Source organism: Paraburkholderia sediminicola (assembly GCF_046027355.1).
Lineage (GTDB): Bacteria > Pseudomonadota > Gammaproteobacteria > Burkholderiales > Burkholderiaceae > Paraburkholderia > Paraburkholderia sediminicola_B.
Genome location: NZ_JAQQEK010000051.1, coordinates 1 through 23,749, shown reverse-complemented (window position 1 = coordinate 23,749; position 23,749 = coordinate 1). Strand labels below are relative to the sequence as shown.

At 64.1% G+C, this 23,749-nt stretch carries 20 protein-coding genes; 11 read left to right on the top strand and 9 right to left on the bottom strand.

Going from position 1 to position 23,749, the window contains the following annotated elements; genetic code table 11:
• Positions 1-223: 223 nt before the first annotated feature.
• On the top strand, positions 224-682 hold the full coding sequence (locus PQR42_RS42315) for a CopD family protein (RefSeq protein WP_012432243.1): 459 nt from the start codon (positions 224-226) through the stop codon (positions 680-682).
• 112 nt (positions 683-794) lie between these two features.
• Here PQR42_RS42315 and PQR42_RS42310 read toward each other — a convergent pair whose 3' ends face one another.
• The 6 genes from PQR42_RS42310 to PQR42_RS42285 all read right to left on the bottom strand — a co-directional run bounded on the left by PQR42_RS42310 (position 795) and on the right by PQR42_RS42285 (position 8,577).
• On the bottom strand, positions 795-2,003 hold the full coding sequence (locus PQR42_RS42310) for a chromate transporter (RefSeq protein WP_408392985.1): 1,209 nt from the start codon (positions 2,001-2,003) through the stop codon (positions 795-797).
• 169 nt (positions 2,004-2,172) lie between these two features.
• The gene (locus tag PQR42_RS42305) at positions 2,173-4,527 is read right to left on the bottom strand and encodes a bifunctional diguanylate cyclase/phosphodiesterase (protein ID WP_408210243.1); all 2,355 of its coding nucleotides are present in this window, start codon (positions 4,525-4,527) and stop codon (positions 2,173-2,175) included.
• A gap of 493 nt (positions 4,528-5,020) precedes the next feature.
• Positions 5,021-5,911: a PhzF family phenazine biosynthesis protein gene (locus tag PQR42_RS42300; RefSeq protein WP_408392954.1), complete on the bottom strand. Its 891-nt coding sequence runs from the start codon at positions 5,909-5,911 to the stop codon at positions 5,021-5,023.
• Between the two features lie 164 nt (positions 5,912-6,075).
• Positions 6,076-6,540 (bottom strand): RidA family protein, encoded by a 465-nt coding sequence (locus PQR42_RS42295; RefSeq protein ID WP_132375398.1) that lies wholly within the window; start codon positions 6,538-6,540, stop codon positions 6,076-6,078.
• 79 nt (positions 6,541-6,619) lie between these two features.
• The gene (locus PQR42_RS42290; protein WP_408392957.1) at positions 6,620-7,816 is read right to left on the bottom strand and encodes an aminotransferase-like domain-containing protein; all 1,197 of its coding nucleotides are present in this window, start codon (positions 7,814-7,816) and stop codon (positions 6,620-6,622) included.
• A gap of 71 nt (positions 7,817-7,887) precedes the next feature.
• Entirely contained in the window at positions 7,888-8,577 is a 690-nt protein-coding gene (locus PQR42_RS42285) for a VOC family protein (protein ID WP_408392960.1), read from the bottom strand.
• Between the two features lie 263 nt (positions 8,578-8,840).
• Between PQR42_RS42285 and PQR42_RS42280 the strand changes: the two genes are divergently transcribed.
• The gene (locus PQR42_RS42280; protein WP_408392963.1) at positions 8,841-10,301 is read left to right on the top strand and encodes an aminotransferase-like domain-containing protein; all 1,461 of its coding nucleotides are present in this window, start codon (positions 8,841-8,843) and stop codon (positions 10,299-10,301) included.
• Between the two features lie 162 nt (positions 10,302-10,463).
• Complete coding sequence (gene htpG / locus PQR42_RS42275; protein WP_408210259.1) at positions 10,464-12,362, top strand: molecular chaperone HtpG; 1,899 nt, start codon at positions 10,464-10,466, stop codon at positions 12,360-12,362.
• Between the two features lie 135 nt (positions 12,363-12,497).
• On the opposite strand, the gene PQR42_RS42270 is transcribed toward htpG, so the two are convergent.
• Positions 12,498-12,767, bottom strand: a complete 270-nt coding sequence (locus PQR42_RS42270) for a hypothetical protein (protein ID WP_408210262.1) — start codon at positions 12,765-12,767, stop codon at positions 12,498-12,500.
• Between the two features lie 276 nt (positions 12,768-13,043).
• On the opposite strand from PQR42_RS42270, the gene PQR42_RS42265 reads away from it, so the two are divergent.
• On the top strand, positions 13,044-14,852 hold the full coding sequence (locus PQR42_RS42265) for a hypothetical protein (RefSeq protein ID WP_408392966.1): 1,809 nt from the start codon (positions 13,044-13,046) through the stop codon (positions 14,850-14,852).
• Between the two features lie 50 nt (positions 14,853-14,902).
• Positions 14,903-16,720, top strand: coding sequence for a tetratricopeptide repeat protein (locus PQR42_RS42260; protein WP_408392969.1), 1,818 nt, complete (start codon positions 14,903-14,905; stop codon positions 16,718-16,720).
• A gap of 63 nt (positions 16,721-16,783) precedes the next feature.
• Here the strand turns inward: PQR42_RS42260 and PQR42_RS42255 are convergent, their stop codons facing one another.
• Positions 16,784-17,290, bottom strand: a complete 507-nt coding sequence (locus PQR42_RS42255) for an OmpA family protein (RefSeq protein ID WP_408392972.1) — start codon at positions 17,288-17,290, stop codon at positions 16,784-16,786.
• A 240-nt stretch (positions 17,291-17,530) separates the two neighbouring features.
• Between PQR42_RS42255 and PQR42_RS42250 the strand changes: the two genes are divergently transcribed.
• The 6 genes from PQR42_RS42250 (at position 17,531) to PQR42_RS42225 (ending at position 23,089) form a co-directional block, all read left to right on the top strand.
• Positions 17,531-18,214, top strand: a complete 684-nt coding sequence (locus PQR42_RS42250) for a chorismate--pyruvate lyase family protein (RefSeq protein ID WP_408392975.1) — start codon at positions 17,531-17,533, stop codon at positions 18,212-18,214.
• Positions 18,214-18,687 (top strand): DNA-deoxyinosine glycosylase, encoded by a 474-nt coding sequence (locus tag PQR42_RS42245; RefSeq protein WP_408210276.1) that lies wholly within the window; start codon positions 18,214-18,216, stop codon positions 18,685-18,687. Before PQR42_RS42250 ends, PQR42_RS42245 begins: the two co-directional genes overlap by 1 nt.
• Positions 18,684-19,616 carry a class I SAM-dependent methyltransferase gene (locus PQR42_RS42240; protein WP_408210279.1) on the top strand — a complete coding sequence of 311 codons (933 nt, stop codon included), beginning with the start codon at positions 18,684-18,686 and terminating at the stop codon, positions 19,614-19,616. Before PQR42_RS42245 ends, PQR42_RS42240 begins: the two co-directional genes overlap by 4 nt.
• Before the next feature lie 409 nt (positions 19,617-20,025).
• The gene (locus tag PQR42_RS42235; RefSeq protein WP_408210282.1) at positions 20,026-20,265 is read left to right on the top strand and encodes a DUF3311 domain-containing protein; all 240 of its coding nucleotides are present in this window, start codon (positions 20,026-20,028) and stop codon (positions 20,263-20,265) included.
• Positions 20,265-21,815: a monocarboxylate uptake permease MctP gene (gene mctP, locus PQR42_RS42230; RefSeq protein ID WP_408210285.1), complete on the top strand. Its 1,551-nt coding sequence runs from the start codon at positions 20,265-20,267 to the stop codon at positions 21,813-21,815. The genes PQR42_RS42235 and mctP overlap by 1 nt, the downstream gene beginning before the upstream one ends.
• Positions 21,816-21,964: 149 nt before the next feature.
• Complete coding sequence (locus tag PQR42_RS42225; RefSeq protein WP_408392979.1) at positions 21,965-23,089, top strand: FUSC family protein; 1,125 nt, start codon at positions 21,965-21,967, stop codon at positions 23,087-23,089.
• Positions 23,090-23,137: 48 nt separating this feature from the next.
• On the opposite strand, the gene PQR42_RS42220 is transcribed toward PQR42_RS42225, so the two are convergent.
• Positions 23,138-23,551: a VOC family protein gene (locus PQR42_RS42220; protein WP_408392982.1), complete on the bottom strand. Its 414-nt coding sequence runs from the start codon at positions 23,549-23,551 to the stop codon at positions 23,138-23,140.
• Between the last annotated feature and the right edge of the window lie 198 nt (positions 23,552-23,749).

Sequence of the window (23,749 nt, the reverse complement as noted above, 5' to 3'; positions counted from 1 at the left end):
ACGCTGGAACACGGCAAGCGTCTGCTAGCATGCGAGACGCTTGTCGTGCGTAGTACAAAACCGGGGAGCAGCATCGCCATTACGGTGGATATGCTGCGATAACAACTACAAAAACGGCGTGAAAGCCTCGAGTGCGATGGAACTGCGTGCATGGCGCGCGGTCGAACGCGCTCAATAGCCGCTCGTTATAAGCGGCGTGGCGTCGTCGGGAGAGGAAAACAACATGAACAAGGCTATCGAACTCGCGCTCTTTCTCCATCTGCTCGCGGTTGCCGTGTGGGTAGGTGGGATGGTGTTCGCGCATTTCTGTCTGCGTCCGGCCATTGCCGATCTCTCGCCGCAATTGCGCTTGCCGCTGTGGGAATCGGTGTTCGGCCGCTTCTTCAATTGGGTCGCCGCCTCCGTGCTGGTGATTCTCCTCACCGGCGGCTTCCTGCTGATGCAATTCGGCGGCGGGCACGCTACCTGGCCGCTGCATGCCATGGCCGGCCTCGGCATCGTGATGATGCTGATCTTCGGGCACATCCGCTTCGCCGTGTTCCCGCGCATCCGCCGCGCGGTGCAGGCGCAAAAATGGCCGGATGGCGCGCGTGCCGTCGGCACGATCCGTCGTCTGGTGCTGATCAATATCGTGCTCGGCGTGGTGACGATCGGTGTCGCGGTGCTGTCGCGCGGCTTCTGAGATTCCGCGATTCCACAATTGCCCGTTTGAAGTCCGATAGCCGCGTGGCGACACCGCCGCGCGGCGCACCCTTGAAGCCTCGTCATCATTGAGCGAAGCGCTGCTGCGCCGTCTAAATCAGCGAGCCATACGCGAGCCACAGCCCGCACACCACCGCCACCGTCCCGTACACCACGTACACCGGCACCTTCAGCTTGGCGAAGCACATGGCGGAGAACAGCGCCGTCAGCAGATAAACCGGTTTGAACGGCACATGCGCGGCAATGCGCAGCACGGCCACCGCGAGAAACGCGGTGGTGACGGCGCGCAGGATCCGCATGCCGTGCTCGAAGCGCGGATTGGCCTTCAACTGATGCAAATGCCGCTGCGCCAGCACGACGAGACACCCCGACGGCACGAATAACGCGAGCGTGGCAATCAGCGCGCCCACCCAGCCATCCACCAGATAGCCGAAGAACGGCACCACGTTCAACAGCGGTCCGGGCGACAGCGGCGACAGCGAGAACGCCAACGTGAAGTCGTTATCGGAGACGCCGATCGCCGGTGTGACGAACAGCGTCTTGAGCACCGGCAACGCTGAGAAGCCGCCACCGAACAACGTCATGCCGGCACCCGCAAGCCGCGGCCACAACAGCGCCAGTTCATAGCGATGCGGCAACGGCATCGCAAACAACACGAGGAACACGCTCAAGGCGGTCAGCATCTGCCAGTCGCCGCGCGCGAACGACACGACGACGCGCGAATTCCGAACCGGACTCACTAGCCAGCCGGTGCCGAAGGCCGCCCCGAGCATCACGACATAAGCGGCCGGACTGCGCGCATAGAAGAGCGCGATGCAACCCAGCACCGCCGCGACCCATTCGAGTTTGCCGCGCACGAGGGCACGCGTCTGTTTGTACCAGGTGATCGCGATCAGCGTGGCCAACACGACGCTGAAGTGATTGAGCAAGGTTTGCGAGGCGGCGGCGCGCACGAACGGCGTGCGATAGAAGATCGCGAACAGCGTCATCAGCATGAAGAAGGGCAGGACGCTGGCAATGCCCGCGATCCAGGCGCCGGCGCGTCCGCGCAGCGCATGCCCGAGTTGCACGGCGACGTTGCAGCCGACCGGGCCGGGCACCATCCAGGCGAGCGCGATCAGATCGGAGAAAGCGACGCGCGAGAGACGTCCTTCGCGTTCGACATAATGGTTTTCAAGTTGCGCCATCAGCGCGAGGCCGCCCCATGACAACGCGGACAGGCCGAATACGACCCGAAACAGCGTCCACAGCGGTTCCCGTTCGCCTCGTCTGGCAGCATCCTGGCTCGTGATCATCTGCATGGCGCCACGAGCGCCCGGCACGCGGGCGCTCGTCCTTTGAGATCATCGTTTAGTGGTTTTGACGCGGCCGTCGGGCGGCATCGCGCTGTGATGCAGTACTGCGAGAATGTAGCCGGTTTTGCGGCGCTGCGGGTAGATGACCCGTGACGGCCCGCAACGGGCGCCGCGCTCAGGGGTTGGTGCTGGACACGCTGCTGGTGCTGTCGGCTTCGTGCGCGCTGCGGCGGCCCGTCATGCCGCAGACGCCGAAGCGTTCCAGCAGCGCCGGAATCGCGTCCACCGGCACTGGACGCGAGAACAGGAAGCCTTGCGCCTCGATATGGCCGAGCGCGGCGAGCCACGCAATCTGCTCTTCGGTCTCCGTGCCTTCGACCACCACCGTGAGCCCGAGCGAACGCGCCAGATTGACGATCGCGGTGACCATCACGCAGACGCTGCGGTCGCCCGGAATTGCCTGGATGAACGAACGGTCCACCTTCAGCGTGTCCACCGAGAAGCGGTTCAGATAGGACAGCGACGAATAGCCGGTGCCGAAATCGTCGAGTGCGATGCGCACGCCGAGACGCTTCAACGCGAAGATCTTCTCCGAGACGAGTTCGGGATATTCCATCATCGCCGTTTCGGTGATTTCGAGCTCGAGGCGGCGCGCGGAGATGCCGCTCTCCTCGATGGCGTGCGAGATCGTTTCGTACAGATCGCCGCGCCAGAACTGCACCGCCGAGATATTCACCGCGAGCGACAGCGTGTCGTAGCCCTGTTGCTGCCACAGCGCGAGTTGCCGGCAGGCGGTCTCGATCACGAAGTCGCCGATCGGCACGATCAGGCCGGTCGATTCGGCAACCGGAATGAACTCGTTGGCCGGAATCAAACCGTGCTGCGGATGATTCCAGCGCACCAGCGCCTCGAAGCCGGTAATGCAGCGGCGCGTCAGATCGATCTTCGGCTGATAGGCGAGGAACAGTTGCCCTTCGGCGAGCGCCACGCGCAACTGCTGTTCCCACTTCATCAAATGATCCGCGCGATGCGACAGTTGCGGCGAATAGAACTGGTAGCAGTTCTTGCCCGCGTCTTTCGCGCTGTACATGGCGAGGTCGGCTTTTTTCAGCAGGTCGATCTCGCTTTCGTTGGCGACCGAGTAGAGCGCGATGCCGATGCTCGCATGCAGCACGAACGAACTGCCGCGCACATCGAACGGCTTGGCGAACGCTTCGGCCGCGGCTTCGGCGAGCGCGACGGCGCGCTTCTCGACGTCGTCGCCCTTGATCACGACGACGAACTCGTCGCCGCCGATGCGGCTTAGCGCGCCGCCTTCGCCGACCGCGGTGGCGAGTCGCGAGGCCGTCATTTGCAGCACGATGTCGCCGGCGTTGTGGCCGAGCGTGTCGTTGACGGTCTTGAAGTTGTCGAGGTCGATAAAGAGAATCGCCAGGCGCCCGAGGTTGGCCTGCTGCGCCACGTCGTGCCGCAGGGTCTGCAATGTCGCATAGCGATTGCGCAGGCCGGTGAGCAGATCGTATTCGACCAGATGCGTCATCTCGCGCTCGCGGCCGAGCAGCTTGCCGATCAGGCCGGTGGCCACGGCGAAGAAGCTCAGCATGGCGAGCGAGATGAAGCCCGCCATCAGCAGATAGACGTTGCGCGTGTGGTTGTAGTCGGCGAATTCTTCGGCTTGAGAGAGACCCACCAGCACGCCGAGCGGATAACCGTCGATATGCCGGTACGACACGATGCGCGTGACGTTGTCGATCGAATCGACGTAGGTGCCCGACACATGCTCCGAGGTCGGATACGAGCCGCTCGCCGAGAATGCGCCGTTGGCGGTTTCGGCGCTGCCGGTGCGCCGCGCGAGCACGGCGCCGTTGTCCGAGATCACCGCGATCACGCCTTCGTGGCCGATGGCCGCGTTGTTGTAGAAGTCGGTGGTGAAATAGCTGGGATCCTCGGAGACCACCACGACGCCCGCGAACGAGCCGTCCGGATGATTCAGACGCCGCGTCATCTGTAACGTCCAGTGGCCGGACACGCGGCCGAGCACCGGCTTGCTGATATACAACTGGTCGTCGTTCTCGTGTTCGTGGACCTTGAAGTGTTCGCGGTCGGATAGATCGATGCGCTTGGGATTGAGCTCGGCCGTGTTGGCGATCAGCGTGCCGCGTTCGTCGATCAACGACACCTGCACCAGCGTCTCGCTTTGCACGACGCCTTTTTCCACCGTGCTGGCGAGATCGAAATGATTCGGCGTTTTCTCAAACTCGAATTTGACAAAGCGGGTGATCTGATCGACCTGGTGAATCGCCTTGACCGTGTGCTGCTCCAGCGCCGCGGAGAGAATCGCAGCAGAGGCCATGGCTTCACGATAAGTGGCTTCTTTCTCGACCGACAGACGCGCGAAGATCACCGTCCAAAGCAGGATCAGGACCAATACGCCGAGCGCGGGAATCGCGAGCAAAGCGCGCCGGCGCGACACTGCGGGATCGCGTCGGGCTTTGGCTTCGCGCTGGTCGGAAAAGCGGGATTGACTCATCGGGCGGCCCGTGCCTGGGTGCCGGCCGGTTGCAAACGAGCGAGCGTCGACTGCGCTGATTTCATGAGTGGCTGCATGGTGACCAAGGTGCCGGAACTGCTGCGCAGAAGAAGAAACCGTGGCGCCGTGCCTGACCATCCGCAGGTCATCGGGTACGTCTCGATATTACTTAATGCCAGTGGATTAAGGAAGGGGCCGGGCATCGGGTATACGAGGGCGCGGCAACCTGCCCCGCGCGGCGATTTTGGCACCCTGTGCGGGCAGTCTTGAGGCCACCACAGCGCGGTCGTATTCGAGTATTTCATCGGGAATCGGCGGCGAGGGGCGCCAGCATTCAGGTGTGCCAGGCCTTCAACAGGCCTCTTCCAATGCAAGGCGCATTTAATAGTGCAAACGATGCGGCGTTTCGTGGTCAAGCGCGGCCAGGCAGGGCGAACCCTATGCCGCTTCCGATTGCGTGCCTGACACATGAACGAGGCAAGGGGCGTGCCGATCAGGGCAGGCGAAACGTGCCGTCGACAATCGTCACCGACGAGCCGCCAATCCATGTCCTGCGGCGTGCGTCGTCGTAGTGCACGGTAACCTGGCCGGCTCGGCCCAGGGCGGTGCCTTGACGGGCTGAATAGTGCGTGCCCGGGCGCAACTGCTGGGCGCTCAGCAGGCCTGCGAGCGCCGCATTGGCGCTGCCTGTCACAGGGTCTTCACCGATGCCGAAATCACCGCCGGCCATCAGGCAGCGCACCTCGAAAGTGGCCGGGCCGCCGGCCTCGTGCGGACCGTAGACGGCGAGGCCAAGCGTGTTGACCGAACGCGCCATGTCGGTGAGCGCGGCGGCATCGGGTTCGAGCGCGAGGCATTCACGCGCCGAATTGACGCGCACCACGAGCCACGGCGCACCATTGTCGACCGCGCAGGGCGCCGCGCTGAAATCGATTGCGTCGCTACGTAAAGCCGTAGAGAGTGCTGCGTGGCGGTCCTCGGCAAGCGGCGTGACTCGCGCGGGCGGCGCGGCGAAGGCCCATGCGCCTTCCGATTCAGGCAAGGCCTCGAGTTCGACGAGTCCCACGCCGCATTGCTGCACGAGCTTGCCGGCCTGCTTCGGCTGATAGCCGCTTTCGAGCAGCGCGTGCGCGGTGCCGAGTGTCGGATGACCCGCGAACGGTAGTTCGCCATGCGTGGTGAAGATGCGCACACGATAGTCGGCGGCCGGGTCGGTCGGCTTCAACAGGAACGTCGTTTCGGACAGATTGGTCCAGTGGGCGATGGCTTGCATCTGATTCGCATCGAGTGCATCGGCATCGAACACCACGGCAAGCGGATTGCCTTTGAACGGCACCGACGTGAACACGTCGACTTGTTTGAAACGGACAGTGTGGGCGGGCATCGGGCGCGGTCCAGCGAATCAAACGGATGGATAGGGTTGGCGGATTCTATCCGTTGACGACGGAACGATCTACCTCGTCACAAATGCAAAACGCGCCGCGGGTGGCTGACACCTCGCGACGCGTTCCTTGCACTGTGCCGGATGAACCGGCAGCTTCGACTGCGTTACTCGACTTCGGCGATCATCTCGATCTCGACGCACGCGCCGAGCGGAATCTGCGCGACGCCGAATGCCGAACGCGCATGCTTGCCGCGTTCGCCGAATACGTCGGCGACCAGTTCGGACGCGCCGTTGGTGACCAGATGCTGTTCGGTGAACTCGAGCGTCGAGTTGACGAGACTCATCAGCTTGACGATGCGCGTGACGCGGTTCAGATCGCCGACGTGCGCGTGCAGCGTGGCGAGCAGGTCGATGGCGATCGAGCGTGCGGCGGCTTTGCCTTCCTCTGTGGTGAGGGTGGCGCCGAGCTTGCCGGTCCACACCTTGCCGTCCTTCTTGGCGATATGTCCGGAGAGATACACCGTGTTGCCGCTTTGCGCGCTCATCACATACGCGGCAGCCGGTGCGCCGGCGGTCGGCAGTTCGATGCCCAGTTCCTCGAGCCTGTCGTAAATATTCGTTTGAGCCATGGTGTGTCCTTCGTCAGTAGTGGAATTCGGTGGATGCGGGCCGGGCGAAAATCGCGCGCAAAAAAGCGCGCGGCGGCGTTTAGATTTTCGCGCGGATCAGCGCGCCGAGACGCGACACGCCTTCGTCGATCTTGGCCGGCGGCACCGTCACGAACGACAGGCGCAGCGTGTTGTGTTGCGCTTCGCTCGCGAAGAACGGACCGCCCGGCACGAACGCGACGTTCTGCGCGACAGCTTCTTCCAGCAGCTTCATGCTGTCGATCTGCGCGGGCAAATTCACCCACACGAACATGCCGCCTTCCGGGCGGTTCCAGCTTACGCCTTCCGGCATGTAGCGTTCGAGCGAGGCCAGCATCGCCGCGCATTGATCGCGATACAGTTCGCGGATAGTCGGCACGTGCGTGTCGAGGAAGCCGTCCTTGATCACTTCGTACACGATGCGCTGCGTGAAGCTCGGCGTGTGCAGATCGGTGGCTTGCTTGGCTTGCACGAGTTTGAAGATCAACTCTTCGGGCGCGATGATGTAGCCGACCCGCAGGCCCGGCGCCAGCACCTTCGAGAACGAACCGAGATGGACGATGTGGTCCGGCGCCATCGACAGCATGGTGGGCAGCGGTTCGCCCGCGTAGTCGAGCGCGCCGTAGGGGTCGTCTTCGATCACCGGGAACGGCGCGGTCTTCGCGAACTCGGCGAGCGCGCGGCGGCGTTCGACCGGCAGGCGGCGGCCCGTCGGATTCTGGAAATTCGGTTGCGCATACAGCAGACGCGCGCCGGCCGTCAGGTCAGGCGTGAGCCCTTCGGGGACGAGGCCTTGTTCGTCGGTCGGCACTTGCACGTAACGCGGCTCGTACATCGAGAACGATTGCAGCGCGCCGAGGTAGGTCGGCGTTTCGACCAGCACGGGGCTGTCCGGACACACCAGTACCTTGCCGAGAAGGTCGAGCGCCTGCTGCGAGCCGGTGGTGATCAGCACCTGAGTCGGACGAATCTGCGCGCCGTTCACCGAATAACGCTTGGCGATCCATTCACGTAGCGGCAGAAAACCTTCGGTCGCGCTGTATTGCAGCGCCGCGGCGGGTTCGTCGCGCAGAATGCGGTCCGCTGCCGCGCGCATGCGTTCGGCCGGGAAGGTCGCCGGCGAGGGCAGGCCGCCCGCGAACGAAATGACTTCGGGCCGCTCCGTGACCTTCAGAATCTCGCGAATCGCCGAGCTCGTGAGCTTGCGTGCGCGTTCGGACAATTGCCACGTGGGGGCTTTCAAGTCGCTTTGGTCCATGGTCTCCTCTGCTGGTACTGGAACCGGTCAAACTTCAATTATCGCGCGAGTCGGCGACCCGCGCGCGCTGCTTATTTAAGGGTCCGTAGACCGTCGGGTGTTTCAAATTCGGCGACGAGCGCCGGCGCGCCTTCCGTAGGCTGCAACTCGATCAGATGCGCCGCGCCGAGCCAGCGCAGTTGCGCCGCCACCGTGTCGGCTTGCTGGTGTGCGCCTGTCAACGCTTTCAGCGAAATCTCCGTTTCCGGCAAGGCCGTCGACGGATGCCTCGTCGTGTCCCACTGGATCAGCGAAGGCAGCACGCCGTCGCCGATGCCTTGCCAGGCGGGGAACGCGCCGTCGTCGGGCACGGTCAGGCCCCACGTGAAATCGGCGCGCGTCATCGGCACGACAGGAGGAATGCGCTGCGGGTACTGCGCCTGCCACGTCGGCAGGTGTTTTGGCCGCTCGACCCGGGCGACCCAGTGCGACAGATACGGTCCGTTCTCGAGCCGCGCGTGCGTCGCCGGGTCGTCGAGGGCGAACAGGCGGGGGCGCGGCGCGCTGCCGTCGGCCGGCGCAGTGGCCTGCGGATCGACCGCGATCACTTCCAGATACACACCGCCCCACAGGTTCAGCAGGCGGTTGTGCGTGCGCATCAGCGGATGCGCACCGCCGCCGGACGGTGCAACGCCGAGCGTGTCGGCGACGTACTGCGTGCCCTCGTCAAGGGTGCGGGCGGATATCACGAGGTGATCGAGGCGGAGCGGATGAGCAGTCATGACGGATCGGGGAAACGGTTTCTGCGGTAAACCGGAGCGTGCCGGGTGTCGCGGCAACGCTGCCGGGGCCGTAAGCATAACCGTTTGCCAGATCGGCGGGCCATGCGGATGGGTGTTCGGCAGGGTTTTGCCGGAGAGCGCGTGGGCGTCGTGAGGCTTGCCGTGCCGCATTCCATCCTTTACTTATCTCAAATGTAACGACCCTGACCGGCACAGTAACGGTACAATCGACTCGATACTGTTCGGTACAGTTGGAGCCCGTCATGTCCGTCCCGCTCGCCCAGATTCCCGCCCCGCACGATACTGCCTCGCTGACGCTGGTCGAGCAGCTCGTCCAGTGGGCGCGCCGCCGCATCGAGGAGCGCGTGTTCCGCCCCGGCATGCGCATGCCGTCCATCCGCAAGCTCGCGCTCGACAAGGGCGTGTCGCGCTTCACGGTGGTCGAGGCGTACGAACGGCTGGTGGCGCAAGGTTTTCTCGAGTCGCGGCGCGGCTCGGGGTTCTATGTGCGCGAGCGGTTGGGCGCCGCAGCCAGCGCCACCGCCGAGATTCATCCGCTTACGGCGGCCGCGCCGGCGCCCGCCACGATCGATGTGGTCTGGCTGCTGCGCAACATGCTGCACACCGGCGCGCGGCCCGAACGCAGTCCCGGCCTGGGTTATCTGCCGGCGCGCTGGCTCGACGGTGACCTGATCACCAACGCGCTGCGCACGCTCGGCCGGCAAAGCGGCGCGCAGATGCTCGGCATCGGCACGCCGCAGGGTTTCTTGCCGCTGCGCCAGCAGTTGCAGACGCGGCTCGAGGAACTGGAGATTGGCGCGTCGCCGGATCAGATCGTGATGGTGTCCGGCATCACGCAGGCCATCGACCTGATCTCGCGCATCTACGTGAAGCCGGGCGATGCGGTGATCGTCGGCGATCCGGCGTGGTTTCAGATGTTCGGGCGTTTCGCCTCGCAGGGCGCGCGGCTGGTCGGCATGCCCTACACGCCGGACGGCCCGGACCTCGACGCGCTCGAGTCGCTCGTGCAGACGTGGCGGCCGAAAATGCTGGTGATCAACTCGGTGCTGCAGAACCCGACCGGCACGTCGCTCACGGCGGCCCAGGCGTTCCGCATTCTGCGCCTCGCCGAAGCGTACGATTTCATCGTCGTCGAAGATGATATTTACGGTGATCTGTGCCCGCCGAGCTATCCCGGCACGCGGCTCGCGAGCCTCGACCAGTTGAAGCGCGTGATCTACCTCGGCAGTTTTTCGAAGACGCTCGCGCCGAATCTGCGGGTCGGTTTCGTTGCCTGCGCGCCTGAAGTGGCCACGGCGGTCAGCGACCAGAAGATGCTGGTCGGCATGACGAGCCCGGAACTGAACGAGCGTGTGCTGTACAAGATTCTGACCGAAGGCCACTACCGGCGGCATGTCGAACGGCTGCGCGTGCGGCTCGACGGCGTGCGTGAGAAATCCGTGCGGATGCTGGAGAAGACCGGCCTGAAGCTGTTCCTGACGCCCATGGCCGGCATGTTCGTGTGGGCCGACACGGGCGTCGATGCCGACGCGCTGGCGGCCGCCGGCCACGAAGCCGGCTTTCTGCTGACGCCCGGCAGCCTGTTTTCCCCGCAGCAGTCGTCGACCACCTGGATGCGCTTCAATATTGCCAACTGCGGCGATCCCGAGCTGGCCACTTTTTTGTGCCGTTATCTCGACAGTGTGGCGCGCCGCGCCTCTTGAAACCGCGCCGGCTTGCCCCCAATTAGGCGGACAATCCGGCGGCCGGCGCTTCGGCCCAGCGGCGGCGGCTCACCGGCGTCACGCCGACGTCGCCGGCGAACCGCAACGCACGGCGCCGCGCCCGACTTGAACCCCCATTCGCAACAGAGAGGAAGTCCGACCATGGCACAAGAAACCATGAGCTTTCAGGCAGAAGTGAAACAGCTTCTGCACCTGATGATCCATTCGCTGTACAGCAACAAGGAAATTTTCCTGCGCGAACTGATTTCGAACGCGTCCGACGCGGCCGACAAGCTGCGCTTTGAAGCAATCGAAAACAGCGCGTTGTACGAAAACGATCCGAACCTGCGGATTCGCGTGTCGTACGACAAAGCCGCGCGCACCATCACGCTCGACGACAACGGCATCGGCATGAGCCGCGACGAAGCGATCGCCAACCTCGGTACGATCGCGCGCTCGGGCACCAAGGAATTCTTCGGCAAGCTCTCCGGCGACCAGCAGAAAGATGCGGCGCTGATCGGCCAGTTCGGCGTGGGCTTCTATTCGGGCTTCATCGTCGCGGACAAGATCACGGTCGAAACGCGCCGCGCCGGCTTGCCGGCCTCGGAAGGCGTGCGCTGGGAAAGCGCGGGCGAAGGCGATTTCGCGGTCGAGCAGATCGAGCGCGCCGCGCGTGGTACGACCATCACGCTGCATCTGCGTGCCGATGAAGACGACCTGCTGTCGTCGCATCGTCTGAAATCGATCATCCAGAAGTACTCGGACCACGTCGCGCTGCCGATCCTGATGCAGAAGGAAGAGTGGGACGCGGAAAAGAGCGAGATGGTCACGAAGGACGAGGACGAGACCGTCAATCAGGCCAGCGCGCTGTGGACTCGCGCGAAGAACGACATCACCGACGAACAGTACAAGCAGTTCTATCAGCACCTCTCGCACGATCATCAGGACCCGCTCACGTGGACGCATAACCGCGTCGAGGGTCGCAGCGAGTACACGCAATTGCTGTACGTGCCGACCCACGCGCCGTTCGACATGTTCAATCGCGATTATCGCGGCGGCCTGAAGCTGTACGTGAAGCGCGTGTTCATCATGGACGACGCCGAGCAACTGCTGCCCGCGTATCTGCGCTTCGTGAAGGGCGTGGTCGATTCGGCGGATTTGCCGCTGAACGTGTCGCGCGAAATCCTGCAGGAAAGCCGCGATGTGAAGGCGATTCGCGAAGGCGTGACCAAGCGTTCGCTGTCGATGCTCGAAGAGCTGGCCAACTCGGATAACGAGGCGGACAAGGAAAAGTACGCCGGTTTCTGGAAGGAATTCGGCCAGGTGCTGAAGGAAGGCATCGGCGAAGACTTCGCCAATCGCGAGCGGATCGCGAAGCTCGTGCGTTTTGCGTCGACGCATACGGACACGCCGGAACAGACCGTGTCGCTGGCCGACTACGTCGCGCGTATGAAGCCCGAGCAGACCAAGATCTACTACGTGACCGCCGACACCTGGCAGGCCGCGACCCACAGCCCGCACCTCGAAGTGTTCCGCAAGAAGGGCGTGGAAGTGCTGCTGCTGACCGATCGCGTGGATGAGTGGATCCTGTCGTTCCTGAACGAATTCGAAGGCAAGCCGCTGCAAAGCGTGGCGCGCGGCGACCTCGATCTGGGCGCGCTGAACGACGAAGAAAAAGAGGCGCAGGAAAAGGTCGGCGAAGAGTTCAAGCCGCTCGTCGAGAAGATGAAGGAAGCGCTGAAGGACAAGGCCAAGGACGTGCGTCTCACGTTCCGCCTGACCGATTCGCCGTCTTGCCTCGTTGCCGACGACGGCGAAATGAGCGGCTATCTGCAACGCATGCTGAAGGCCGCGGGCCAGCAAGCGCCGTCGTTCCATCCGATTCTCGAAGTGAATCCGGAGCACGCGCTGGTGAAGGGGCTGCACGCGGACAGTGCGAACTTCGACGACTGGTGCCATCTGCTGTTCGATCAGGCATTGCTCGCTGAAGGCGGCGCGCTGGACGATCCGGCGAGCTTCGTGAAGCGCACCAATGCGCTGCTGCTGGCGCGCGCGAACTGAGCGTGGGTCGGAACTAATCCACGGCGTCGCACTGACGTTATCGGGTTGAAAAATGCGCTGCTTCGGCAGCGCATTTTTTTTGTCCGGCGCGGCGGAGCAAGATTGGCTCCGCCTGGGCCGGTTCGAGACGATGGCTCAACGCGCGGGCGCCGTCCCCTCCAGATGACGCACTTGCGAGAGCACGCTACCGGCCAGCTCTTTTGCCTCGTGACATGTAGTGTGATCGGCCAGCACTTTCGCGGCGAGACTGCCGATGGCCTTGCTGGTCTGTTTCGACGTGTGGTGTTGCGCCAGCGCCGAGCCTGCCAGTTCTTTTTCCAATTGCGCGACACCTACGCGCCGTAAAACGGCCGCAGCCAGATGAGCGATGCGGTCGGACGTTTCCTTCTGATTTGCCGTATTCAAACGATGCTCCTTTGTTGTAGTGAGTCAACCTGGATCGACTAGCGGGATGCCGTTCGTAGTCGACCAAAATTAATTATGGTTAACTAACTAAATAGAATCAATGCCATTAAATTGAGATTGGTTTATGAGATATAAAAGCGCGGTTTCGTCTTATGCTCGCGCGATTTTTATTCGGAAGCTTGCAGGATTATTTCCAGTCTCTAAGCATTGAAAGCACCAGGTCCTATTTTTTTGATTACGCCTTCGCGCATGACAACCACAACGCTCTGAATTCCCATGTCCGACTCCACCCTGGCAGTACCTCTCGATTCCGTTCATCTCCTGTGGTTGATCCTGCGCGAGCAAGGCTTCGATGCCGCTGCGCGTCGCGCAGTCGAATTCGCTGTGGCCGGCGCGACGCCGCAGTTGCACGCCGACCTGTGCGCGAGCGCGGGGCGTTTCGAAGACGCGTATCACAGCGCGTCGCAGGCGCAAGCGTGCGCGAACGGAGCGCGCCACGCGCGGGTCGCGCTGTTCGCCGATGCGCTCGGCTACACCAGCGCTGCGCAGCGCGACAGCGAGCAGGCCGTGGCCGCGCAGCCGGTCGAAACAACGATCGACTGGGTCGTGTGGTTGATCGACACATGCGGCGCGCAGTCGGCGGCCGCGCGAATCTTGCGTGCCTATGAGCGTCGAGCGCCGCAGGACGCGCGCGCGCCGTGGTGGTTGTCGATCGCGTTGGCAGCGCTGCCCGAGACGAGCGCGCGGGACGAGCGTCGCGCGGCGTTGTCGAGGGCGTATGCGCTCGACCCCGCGGTCGATCCGGCGTTGCCGCTGCAACTCGCGCTCGCGTTGCGCGAGATGCGCGATTGGCCGGCGCTCGAGCGTATCTGCCGCGAAAGCCTTGCGCGCAATCCCGCCGATGCGGAGATGGCCTGGCAACTCAGCCACGCGCAATGGCAGTGCAACGACGCGGCAGCGGCGGAGGCCACCATGCGCGCCGTGGACGCCGTCGCGCCCGGCGATGCGGACGTGCTGGCCGCCATCGGCATGTATCTGAACGAGCAGGCGCGCTACGAGGACAGCGAGGCGGCGCTGCGTGCGGCGCTCGCAATCGATCCGTCAGCGGTGCAGGCAGCGGTCGATCTGGCGGACCTGGAATTGCGGCGCGGCGATTGGTCGAGCGCGTGGCCGCGATTCGAGGCGCGTCTCGCGCGCGAAGACCGTGCGCAGAACAACGTCGTCAGCGTGATGAGGCGTTTGTGTCCGCGCTGGCATGGCGAGGCGCTCGCCGGCAAGACCTTGGTCGTGCACAGCGAGCAGGGCAGCGGCGACGACATCCAGATGGTCCGCTTCGTTCCGCATCTGGCGGCACGCGTGCGTGACGAAGGCGGCTGGCTGGTGCTTGCCGTGCGTCGCGCGCTGCAACCGCTGTTTGCGCGGTTCTACGCGGATTGCGTGTCGATCGAGGAAGGTCCGCTCGGCTCACCGGATTACGGTTTGCCGCTCATGAGCTTGCCACTCGTGCTCGGTATCGAGCCGGAGCAGGTTCGCGGCGCGCCCTACCTGCAGGCCGATGCGTCGAAGGTCGCGGCGTGGCGCGAACGGATCAGCGCGCACGCGCCCGATGCGATGTGGCACGTCGGTCTCGTGTGGTCGGGCAGCCCGACGCATCGGCGCGACGCCAAGCGGTCGATTCCGCTTGCGGCGCTGACGCCGCTGCTGACGCTGCCCGATGTCGTATTCCATCCGCTCACGCCCGGACGCCACGCCGATGTGACGGCGCTGGCCGCGCAAGGTTTTCGCCTGTGCGATCTGACCGGCGGTTACGAAGACGGCTTCGACGACGTGGCGGCGCATCTCACCGCATTGGACGCGTTGGTGACGATCGACAGCGCGCCGTTGCATCTCGGCGGCGCATTAGGGCATCGCGTGCTCGCGATGCTCGATCACGTCTCGCACTGGTCGTGGGGCAACGAAGAGACGCAGCCCTGGTATGACTCGGTCGAACTATTCCGACAGCCGCAGCCCGCACAGTGGGCACCGGCGGTCGAGCGGGTGGCCGCGCGTCTGAAGACGATGATGACGCCGGACCGGACAGCCTGAGCGGCGCAAGCCTCGGCAGGTTGAGCAACTCACGCAACTGATCGACTTTGATGCACGAACCCGAATTCCCACTCCCCACCAGCGTCTCCAACGATGTTGGCGCGATCACCGCGCGTGCCGACGCCTGCTTCGCCGCAGGGCGCCATCACGAAGCGATCGCCGGCTACGAGCGCGTTCTCGCCGAACAACCGCACAACGTGTACGCGCTCCATCGTCTCGGCCTCGCGTCATTTCGCGTCGATCGGCCCGATCGTTCGCGCGAGTATCTCGATCAGGCATTGAGCGTCGCGCCCGAGCGCGCGGATATCTGGGAGCATCGCGGCTTGATCGCCGCGCTGGGCGGCGAGCTGATGGCGGCCGAAGCGTTTTACCATCGCGCGATGGATCTAGGTGGCGGCACCGCGAGCCTGCATCGGAATCTCGGCGATTGCCTGAAGCTGTCGAAGCGTCTCGTCGAAGCGCGCGGGCACTACCGCGAGGCGCTCGAACTCGAGCCGACATTGCATCATGCCGTTCGCGCGCTCGCACAAATCAGTACGGAGCTCGAACGCTATCAGGACGCAGCGGACTACTGGCTGCGTGCGTGGACGCTCGACTCGACGCATCCGGCGGACGCGCTCGAACTGATCGCGGCTTTGTCGAGAGCGCAGCGCGGTGCGGGAATCGACTGCGTGCTCGCCGAGCTGCGCGCCCGCTTCGCCGGCGACGCATCCGCGTTGCAACAGGTGGCCTTTGCATTGAACGGCGTGGAGCGCTTCAGGGATGCAATCAGCGTCGCCATCGACGGCCTCGGCATCGATCCGCACAACGGCTGGCTGCATCACAACGCGTCATTTGCGTTCAATATGCTGGGAGACTTTCCGTCAATGCATGCGCATGCCGTCGAAGCCGCGCGGCTGATGCCCGATCATCCACTGATGCAATTCAATCTAGCAGCCGCACAACTGCGCGCCGGCGACTACGAAAACGGCTGGAAGCAATACCGCTGGCACGAGGCCCTGCCGGAAAATCACGATCTGGTGCGCCCGGCTTATCCGGAGTGGCAAGGCGAGCGGGTGACGGGCCGCCGCTTTCTGCTCGTCGGCGAGCAGGGGCTGGGCGATCAACTGCAGTTCTTGCGCATGGCCGAGTGGTTGCATCGGCGCGGCGCGCAGGTCGACGTCTGGGTCGAGGCTCCGCTGGGCGAAGTGGCGCGCAGAGCGGCCGGCGTGCATGCCGCGTGGACCACCGCGCCGCCCGGACCGTACGACTACTGGTGCCGCATGCTCAGAATGCCGGAGCATATGAAGCTGGATCTGCCGATGCTGCCGCTCGCGACGTCTTATCTGCGAGCGGAACCGGCGCAGATGCAACGCTGGCAGAACCGGCTCGACGCGCTCGATCCGCCAGATGCGCGCGGTCCGCTCGGAAAGCGCGTCGGCATTGTCTGGGCCGGCAATCCGGCGTATGGACTCGATCGCTACCGGTCGATTCCGTTGCGCCAATGGCTGCCGGTTCTACAGCAGACCGGCGTGCAATGGTTCGCGCTGCAAAAGGGCGAGGCACAGAATGAGGCAGTGGCGTGGTGCGCGGATATCGGCATGCACAGGCTCGGGCCGGAGATCGGCACATTCGCCGACACGCTGGCCATCGTGCAGTCGCTCGATCTGGTGATTACGGTGGACACGGCGGTTGCCCATCTGGCCGGCGCATGCGGCACGCCGGTCTGGGTGCTGGTGCCCACGTTCACCGACTGGCGCTGGATGACGGAGCGCGACGATAGTCCTTGGTATGCGTCGGCGCGTCTGTTCAGGCAGCGCGAGTTGGAGCGTTGGGACACGGTGCTCGACGAGGTCGCGCGAGCATTGCGCGATTTTGTCGCTAGCTGAAACCCGGGCGGGCTCACACGCGCCCGGGTTTCTATTTGAAGGCGGCCGCGAAATGGCCGTTGGTTACTTCTTCCCCATCAACGTCTCCATCGTCTCGCCACGCACGACGATTTCAGTGCGACGATTCAGCGCGCGGCCTTCGGGCGTATCGTTGCTCGCCACCGGATCGTTGTACGCGTTGCCCTTCGTGCGAATGCGGTTCATCGCGATGCCGCGCGCCACCAGCGCATAGCCCACTGCGGTCGCGCGCGCGTCGGACAGTTGCTGGTTGTATTCGAGCGTGCCGACATTGTCGGTATAGCCCTCGACGATAATTGGTTTCTTGCTGCGCTTGAGCAGCACGGCCGAACGATCGATGACCGCGGCCGCGTCGCTGCGCACGTCGGATTTGTTGAAATCGAACAGGGCGGTTTCGGGCAGCTTGACCGCGACACCGCCGGCGACCGGCGCCACCTCGATGCCGACGGCCTTGTTCAACGATGTCTCCGTATCGCGGTTCAGCGGAGCCGCGCAACCCGCCACCAGCAGGACCGAGATCGCGCATGCGGTTGTGCCCAGAATGTTCTTCATCTTCGTGTTTTCTCCTTGATTATTCGTTCACGTGGCGCGCCATTCGATCGTGGGCGGCCGGCTTTGCAAAGCACGGAGGTTTTATCGCGCGACGCGCGCCGCGGAGAATCGGAACTATCTGAAATCGACGCGCCGGTGGAAGTGCTGCACCACCGGTGTCGGACTCGATGGAATCTGCTGAAGGGAAGGGTCTGCGCGTTGGCGAATGATCCGACAGCCGCGCCGTTATAATCCGACACCATGTCTATCCGTTTCGATGCCGCCGACGCCCACTGGCGCGTCGCGCCCTTATCCGGCTTGAGCGCCGCCCAGAAAGACTGGCTGACCCGCGGTGGTTCACTGACCGCGCATCTGCGTGCGCTCGGCGCGGTCGCGGTACGCGTGACGCGTGAAGGCGTCGCGCTGCCGTGGGCCGACGAGAGCGCCGCGCTCGGCCTTGCGCCGCGTGCGCCGGTCTGGGTTCGGGAAGTCGCGCTGTCGGTCGACGGCGTGCCGTTTGTCGCCGCGCATAGCATCGCGCCGCTCGCCGCGAGCGCGGGCGTGTGGCAGGCCATGCGGCGCCTGCGCACGCGGCCGCTGGCCGAGCTCCTGTATAGCGATAGCAGTGTGGCGCGTTCGTCGTTGGTGAGCCGCAGGTTGACCGCCCGGCATCCGCTCTATCACCTCGCGGCACGTGAGGTCGACGGGCCGCCGCCGCACGCGCTGGTTGCGCGCCGCTCGGTATTCGAGCGCCACGGTGCGCCGCTGATGGTCACCGAATGCATGTTGCCGGCGTTATGGACGCATCTGGCGACCCTGCCCGGCGCGAGCAAATCGGAAGAGTGGCTGGCGCATCCGCGGGTGCGCGAACACGGCCGTCCGCTCGAGCACACCGCATCGCGCGCGCATCCCGCAACGCGCACGCCCGACGAACGGAGCCGCTGATGCTGCGCGGCTTTCCTCCCGTCGTCGCCGCGGACACGCATACGCTGATTCTCGGCAGTTTTCCCGGCGAGGCGTCGCTTGCCGCGACGCAGTACTACGCGCATCCACGCAACCAGTTCTGGCGCCTGCTCGGCATCGTGCTCGACGAGCCGCTCGCCGAACTCACCTACGAAGAGCGTTTGCGCCGCGTGCTCGCACACGGCATCGGCGTGTGGGACGTGCTCGCCGCCTGCACGCGCGAAGGCAGTCTCGACGCGGCGATCCGCAACGCCAGTCCGAATGATTTCGCTTCGTTGCGCGCCCACGCGCCGAAGCTCGCGAAAGTCTGCTTCAACGGCAAGACGGCGGGCCGTTTCGCGCCGGTGATCGGCGCGGCGGGCTACGTCACCCTGGTATTGCCTTCGTCGAGTCCGGCGAATGCTATGCTCTCGTTCGACCAAAAATTGCGTCTTTGGCGCGACATCCTTACATGACGAAATTGATCAAGCGCGCTTCGGCTGAAGCGCGTGCCTTCCGCAACCGTGACGCTGACGTCGCCGGCGGCAAACAGAAAACGCAGAAAGAGCACAACGTCACGCGCAACAAAAAGCGCGTTTCGCACGACGACGATCTGCACGACGCGCCGCAAATCGAAGCGCCGCGCAAGCCGCGTTTTGCGCCGGTGACGTTCTCGGAAGAGGGCGGCGTGCGCTTCCTGCATTTCGGCACGGAATGGGTGCAAGGCGCAATGCGTCTGCGCAAGCCGGATCACATCGAACTCGAATACGCGCAGCAGATGATGGCCTGGCTGCTGTTCATCGAAACGCCCAAGCGCATTGTCCAGCTCGGTCTGGGCGCCGCGGCGCTGACCAAGTTCGCGCACCGCTTCCTCAAGCGCGCGAAGGTCGAGGCAGTGGAAGTGAACCCGGCGGTCGTGGTGGCCGCGCGCACGATGTTCGAGCTGCCGCACGACGACGCCCGTCTGACGGTGCACGAAACCGACGCATGGGACTTCGTCAATGACCGCGCCAACCACGGCACGATCGGCGCGCTGCAGATCGACGTCTACGATGCGACCGCGCGCGGTCCGGTGCTCGACAGCGTCGGCTTCTATCGTGCGGTGCGTGCGTGCCTGACCGAGGCGGGTGTGGTGACGGTGAACCTGTTCGGCGATCACCCGAGCTTCGTGCGCAATATGAAGCGTTTGAACGAAGCCTTCGATGGCCGCGTGGTCGCGCTGCCGGAAGTGCACGACGGCAACCGCATCGCGATCGCTTTCTCGGGTCCGGCGCTCGCGGTGCCGTTCACGGCGCTGCAAGCGCGCGCCAAACTGATCGAAGCGGAACTCGGCTTGCCCGCGCGCAAGTGGATCAAGGGTCTGCAGGAATCGACCGGGCAGACCGGCGTCTCGTTCTCGGTCTGATTCCGAGGGCCTAAGCGGTCGGACCGCGCAAGGCGGTTCGATCCAAAGCAGTGCATGAACTGAATACCGCCGTCGGCGCGCTGCTTGCCGTTGCGCCCACGCGACGCTCGTCGCCGTCATCCATCGCGCATTGAACAGCCGGTCCTCTTCCTCGCGAAGCGGGCCCGGCCTGTCAGACCCAAGCCGCGCGGCCTTACGCGTGCCGCTGCAGCGCTTCAAATACGCCCGTTGAAACAGCGTCCCGCCAGTCCCTGAACGCACGGTCGTGCTGGGGTCGTCCCTGCTTGACCGCGCATTCGCCACTCCTATACTCTTTCGAAGCTTTCGGGGCGCCCGTGGCTATCCGCTATGGGATCCACCTCCCGTCAAACACGGGCCAACATTTCAATAATAGGGAAGAGGAGACGTCATGGCTCACGACGCCGACGCGAACAAAGCCAACAAGCACTGGCTCTGGTTGCTGCTGTTGCCCTGGATCGCGATGATCTGGGTGCCGTCATATAACAAGGTCGAACCGGTGCTGTTCGACTTTCCGTTCTTCTACTGGTATCAGCTCCTGTGGGTGCTGATCAGCGCGGTCATCACTGCGCTCGTGTACTTCAAGACCAAGACGCGCTCCAGCGGCCGTCCGCAGGGGGGCGCACAATAATGAACGCCATTGCAACTTTCGTCTTCGTTCTGTTTTTCATCGGCGTCACGATTCTCGGCTTTGTCGCGGCCCACTGGCGGCGCGGCGATCTCGCGCATCTGGAAGAGTGGGGCCTCGGCGGCCGGCGCTTCGGCACCATCGTCACGTGGTTCCTGCTGGGCGGCGACCTGTACACCGCGTACACCTTCATCGCCGTGCCGGCGCTGGTGTTCGGTGCGGGCGCAACCGGTTTCTTCGCGCTGCCGTACACGATCCTGATCTATCCGTTCGCATTCGTCGTGTTCCCGAAACTGTGGAGCATCGCCAAACGTCAGGGCTACGTGACGTCGGCTGACTTCGTTTCGGCGCGTTATGGCAGCCGTATGCTTGCTCTGGCGATCGCCGTGACCGGCATCGTCGCGACCATGCCGTACATCGCGCTGCAACTGGTCGGTATCGAAGTGGTGATCGGCGCGCTCGGTTTCGACACCAAGGGCTTCGTCGGCGATCTGCCGCTGATCATCGCGTTCGCGATTCTGGCGGCGTACACGTACACCTCGGGTCTGCGCGCGCCGGCCATGATCGCGGTGGTCAAGGACGTGCTGATCTACATCACGATCTTCGCCGCGGTCATCGTGATTCCGCCGCAACTGGGCGGCTTCGGTCACATCTTCAGCGTGGTGCCGCCGGCCAAGCTGCTGCTGAAGGCGCCGGACGTCTCGAGCCTGAATGGCTACAGCGCGTACGCGACGCTCGCGGTGGGTTCGGCGCTCGCGCTGTTCCTGTACCCGCATTCGATCACGGCGGTGCTGTCGTCGAAGTCGGGTAACACGATCCGCCGCAATATGGCGATGCTGCCGGCTTACTCGCTGGTGCTCGGCCTGCTCGCGCTGCTCGGCTTCATGGCGCTTGCCTCGGGTGTGAAGGACATGCCGGAGTTCGCGCCGTACTTCAAGGCGTTCGGCCCGAACTTCGCTGTACCGGCGTTGTTCCTGCATTACTTCCCGTCGTGGTTCGTCGGCGTGGCGTTCGCGGCGATCGGCATCGGCGCGCTGGTGCCGGCGGCGATCATGTCGATCGCGGCGGCAAATCTGTACACGCGCAACATCCACAAGGAGTTCGTCAACCGCAACATGACGCATGAGCAGGAGACCAATGTCGCGAAGCTGGTCTCGCTGATCGTCAAGGTCGGCGCGGTGGCGTTCATTCTCGGCCTGCCGCTCACGTATGCGATCCAGTTGCAGCTGCTCGGCGGTATCTGGATCATCCAGACGCTGCCGGCGATCGTGCTGGGTCTGTACACGCGCGTGCTCGACTACCGCGGCCTGTTGATCGGCTGGGCGGTCGGCATCGCAACCGGCACGTGGATGGCGATTTCGCTGAAGCTGGCCAGCTCGATCTTCACGATCCACCTGTTCGGCATGGCGATCCCGGGCTACGCGGCGGTGTGGTCGCTGATCGTGAACCTGGTGGTGGCGGTGGTGGTGAGCCTGCTGGTGCGCGCGGCCGGCATGCAGCGCGCCGAAGACCGTACCCGTCCGGAAGACTATCTGGACGTGGTCGAAAGCTGATCATGACCGCTTTACGTCGCGCCGCTTCACGTGGTTCGACGGCTTGAAGACTGCAACGCCCGCACACGAAAGTGTGCGGGCGTTTGTCTTATAGCGCCACTCCAGGGCAGGATAGCAGGACCGACCTTCACCGCATCGAGCGCGCCGCCATGGCTTCTGCCGATTCCCACACCGTGATTCCACGCCGCTCGGCGCTCAGCCGGATGGTTCGCGCGGTTACGTCGCCTTACTACCGTTATCGCCACGCCAAGGTGCTGCACAGTCTGCGCGTTGGGCTGGCCATGCTGGTTTCGATTCTGGCGACCACCGGGATCGATATTCCGCACGGCATCTGGTCGTCGGTCACTTTGCTGGTGGTGATCGGCGGCTTGCAGCATCACGGCAACATCCGCAAGAAGGCGGCCGAACGGGCGGCGGGCACGTTGCTCGGAGCGTCGATCGGGCTCGCGCTGATCGTGTTGCAGAACCTCACTGGGTCGGCGCCGCTCACCTATGTGGCGATGTCGATCGTCGCGGGCATCTGCGCGTGGTTCGCGATCGGCTCGTCAGGCTATATCGGGCTGTTGACCGCGATCACCATGTGTATCGTCGCGGGTCACGGCGACAATCTGATCGACGTCGGCTTGTGGCGCACGCTGAACGTGCTGATCGGCATTGTGATCGCGCTGGCGTTTTCGTTTGCGCTGCCGCTGCATGCCACCTATTCGTGGCGCTACGGGCTCGCGACGAATCTGCGCGAATGCGCGCGCGTCTACACGCGGCTGCTGGAGGGCGAGACGATCAGCGAGGAAGAGCAGGTCAAGCGCTTTCTGGCGATCAACAAGCGGCTTGTGCAATTGCGTTCGCTGATGCCATCGGTGGCGAAGGAAATCGACGTGCCGCAGTCGAAGCTCGAAGAGATTCAGCGGCTGCACCGCTCGGTGCTCAGTTCGCTGGAGTTGCTCGCCACGGGTCCGCTGATGCACGCCGACGCCACGGTGCGCGCCGCCTACGCCGAGCAATGCGGCGTGGAAGTGCGCACCGTGCGCTCGATTCTGCTGGCGATGGCGCGTGGCCTGCGCTTTGGCCGGGCGACCCACTTCGGCATTCCGGCCGCGTCGCCGCTCGCGCAGAGGCATGGCGACGCGGCGCTCGAGTTGCCGCCCGAATTTCAGGGTCCGTATTGGCTCGGACAGCGGCTGGCCGAACAGGTGGACCGGCTGCGGGAGCGGTTGCTGGAAACCGAGCCGAACTGGAACATCGAACGGCGTTCGGGGATTTTGGGGAAGGTTTAGCGCGGGGTGGGATTGCGCTTGCTTCTGCGTCTGCCACGCCCGCCACGCTCAACCCTCCAGTACCGTCACCATCCACATGAGACCGAAGCGGTCGACCACCATCCCGAAGCCCTTGCTCCAGAAAGTCGGCTGAAACGGTAGCGTCACCTGGCCGCCGTCGGCGAGCGCATTGAAGTATTTTTCGGCGGAGGCGGCGTCGTCGGCGGTCAGTGACAGGCTGAAGCCGTTCATCGTAGCTGAGGGATCGCAATGTCCGTCGGAGGCCATCCAGTCGGTCGAACCCATCCGCACGTTAGCGTGCATGATCTTTTCTTCGAGACCCGGCTGCGGCTGGTTTTGCGGATCGGGCGGCGCCTCCTTGTAGCGCATCTTGAAGGTCACCTGAGCGCCGAGTTTCGCGCAGTAATAGTCGAGCGCTTCTTCGCAACGCCCGTTGAAAAATACGTAAGGTTGAACCAGCATGATCGTCTCCGGAAAGGGTGAGCAGCGCGACATCCCCGGCAAAAAGCCAACGCAAGAGCCCACGGTTTGAAGAACTACCGCGACGGCGCGCGCAGCGCCGCCGGAAGAATGAGCGCCTTGTCACTCACGCGGAATGCGCGAGGACACGAATTCCAGATGCGCCACGACCGTGGCTGCGCGAGGGTCCCGCTTAAGAAT

What these genes read in the sequence shown, in the direction of transcription:
- PQR42_RS42315 (WP_012432243.1), top strand. Translation starts at nt 224, where the DNA reads ATGAACAAGGCTATCGAACTCGCGCTCTTTCTCCATCTGCTCGCGGTT.
- PQR42_RS42310 (WP_408392985.1), bottom strand. Translation starts at nt 2,003, where the DNA reads ATGCAGATGATCACGAGCCAGGATGCTGCCAGACGAGGCGAACGGGAA.
- PQR42_RS42305 (WP_408210243.1), bottom strand. Translation starts at nt 4,527, where the DNA reads ATGAGTCAATCCCGCTTTTCCGACCAGCGCGAAGCCAAAGCCCGACGC.
- PQR42_RS42300 (WP_408392954.1), bottom strand. Translation starts at nt 5,911, where the DNA reads ATGCCCGCCCACACTGTCCGTTTCAAACAAGTCGACGTGTTCACGTCG.
- PQR42_RS42295 (WP_132375398.1), bottom strand. Translation starts at nt 6,540, where the DNA reads ATGGCTCAAACGAATATTTACGACAGGCTCGAGGAACTGGGCATCGAA.
- PQR42_RS42290 (WP_408392957.1), bottom strand. Translation starts at nt 7,816, where the DNA reads ATGGACCAAAGCGACTTGAAAGCCCCCACGTGGCAATTGTCCGAACGC.
- PQR42_RS42285 (WP_408392960.1), bottom strand. Translation starts at nt 8,577, where the DNA reads ATGACTGCTCATCCGCTCCGCCTCGATCACCTCGTGATATCCGCCCGC.
- PQR42_RS42280 (WP_408392963.1), top strand. Translation starts at nt 8,841, where the DNA reads ATGTCCGTCCCGCTCGCCCAGATTCCCGCCCCGCACGATACTGCCTCG.
- htpG (WP_408210259.1), top strand. Translation starts at nt 10,464, where the DNA reads ATGGCACAAGAAACCATGAGCTTTCAGGCAGAAGTGAAACAGCTTCTG.
- PQR42_RS42265 (WP_408392966.1), top strand. Translation starts at nt 13,044, where the DNA reads ATGTCCGACTCCACCCTGGCAGTACCTCTCGATTCCGTTCATCTCCTG.
- PQR42_RS42260 (WP_408392969.1), top strand. Translation starts at nt 14,903, where the DNA reads ATGCACGAACCCGAATTCCCACTCCCCACCAGCGTCTCCAACGATGTT.
- PQR42_RS42255 (WP_408392972.1), bottom strand. Translation starts at nt 17,290, where the DNA reads ATGAAGAACATTCTGGGCACAACCGCATGCGCGATCTCGGTCCTGCTG.
- PQR42_RS42250 (WP_408392975.1), top strand. Translation starts at nt 17,531, where the DNA reads ATGTCTATCCGTTTCGATGCCGCCGACGCCCACTGGCGCGTCGCGCCC.
- PQR42_RS42245 (WP_408210276.1), top strand. Translation starts at nt 18,214, where the DNA reads ATGCTGCGCGGCTTTCCTCCCGTCGTCGCCGCGGACACGCATACGCTG.
- PQR42_RS42240 (WP_408210279.1), top strand. Translation starts at nt 18,684, where the DNA reads ATGACGAAATTGATCAAGCGCGCTTCGGCTGAAGCGCGTGCCTTCCGC.
- PQR42_RS42235 (WP_408210282.1), top strand. Translation starts at nt 20,026, where the DNA reads ATGGCTCACGACGCCGACGCGAACAAAGCCAACAAGCACTGGCTCTGG.
- mctP (WP_408210285.1), top strand. Translation starts at nt 20,265, where the DNA reads ATGAACGCCATTGCAACTTTCGTCTTCGTTCTGTTTTTCATCGGCGTC.
- PQR42_RS42225 (WP_408392979.1), top strand. Translation starts at nt 21,965, where the DNA reads ATGGCTTCTGCCGATTCCCACACCGTGATTCCACGCCGCTCGGCGCTC.
- PQR42_RS42220 (WP_408392982.1), bottom strand. Translation starts at nt 23,551, where the DNA reads ATGCTGGTTCAACCTTACGTATTTTTCAACGGGCGTTGCGAAGAAGCG.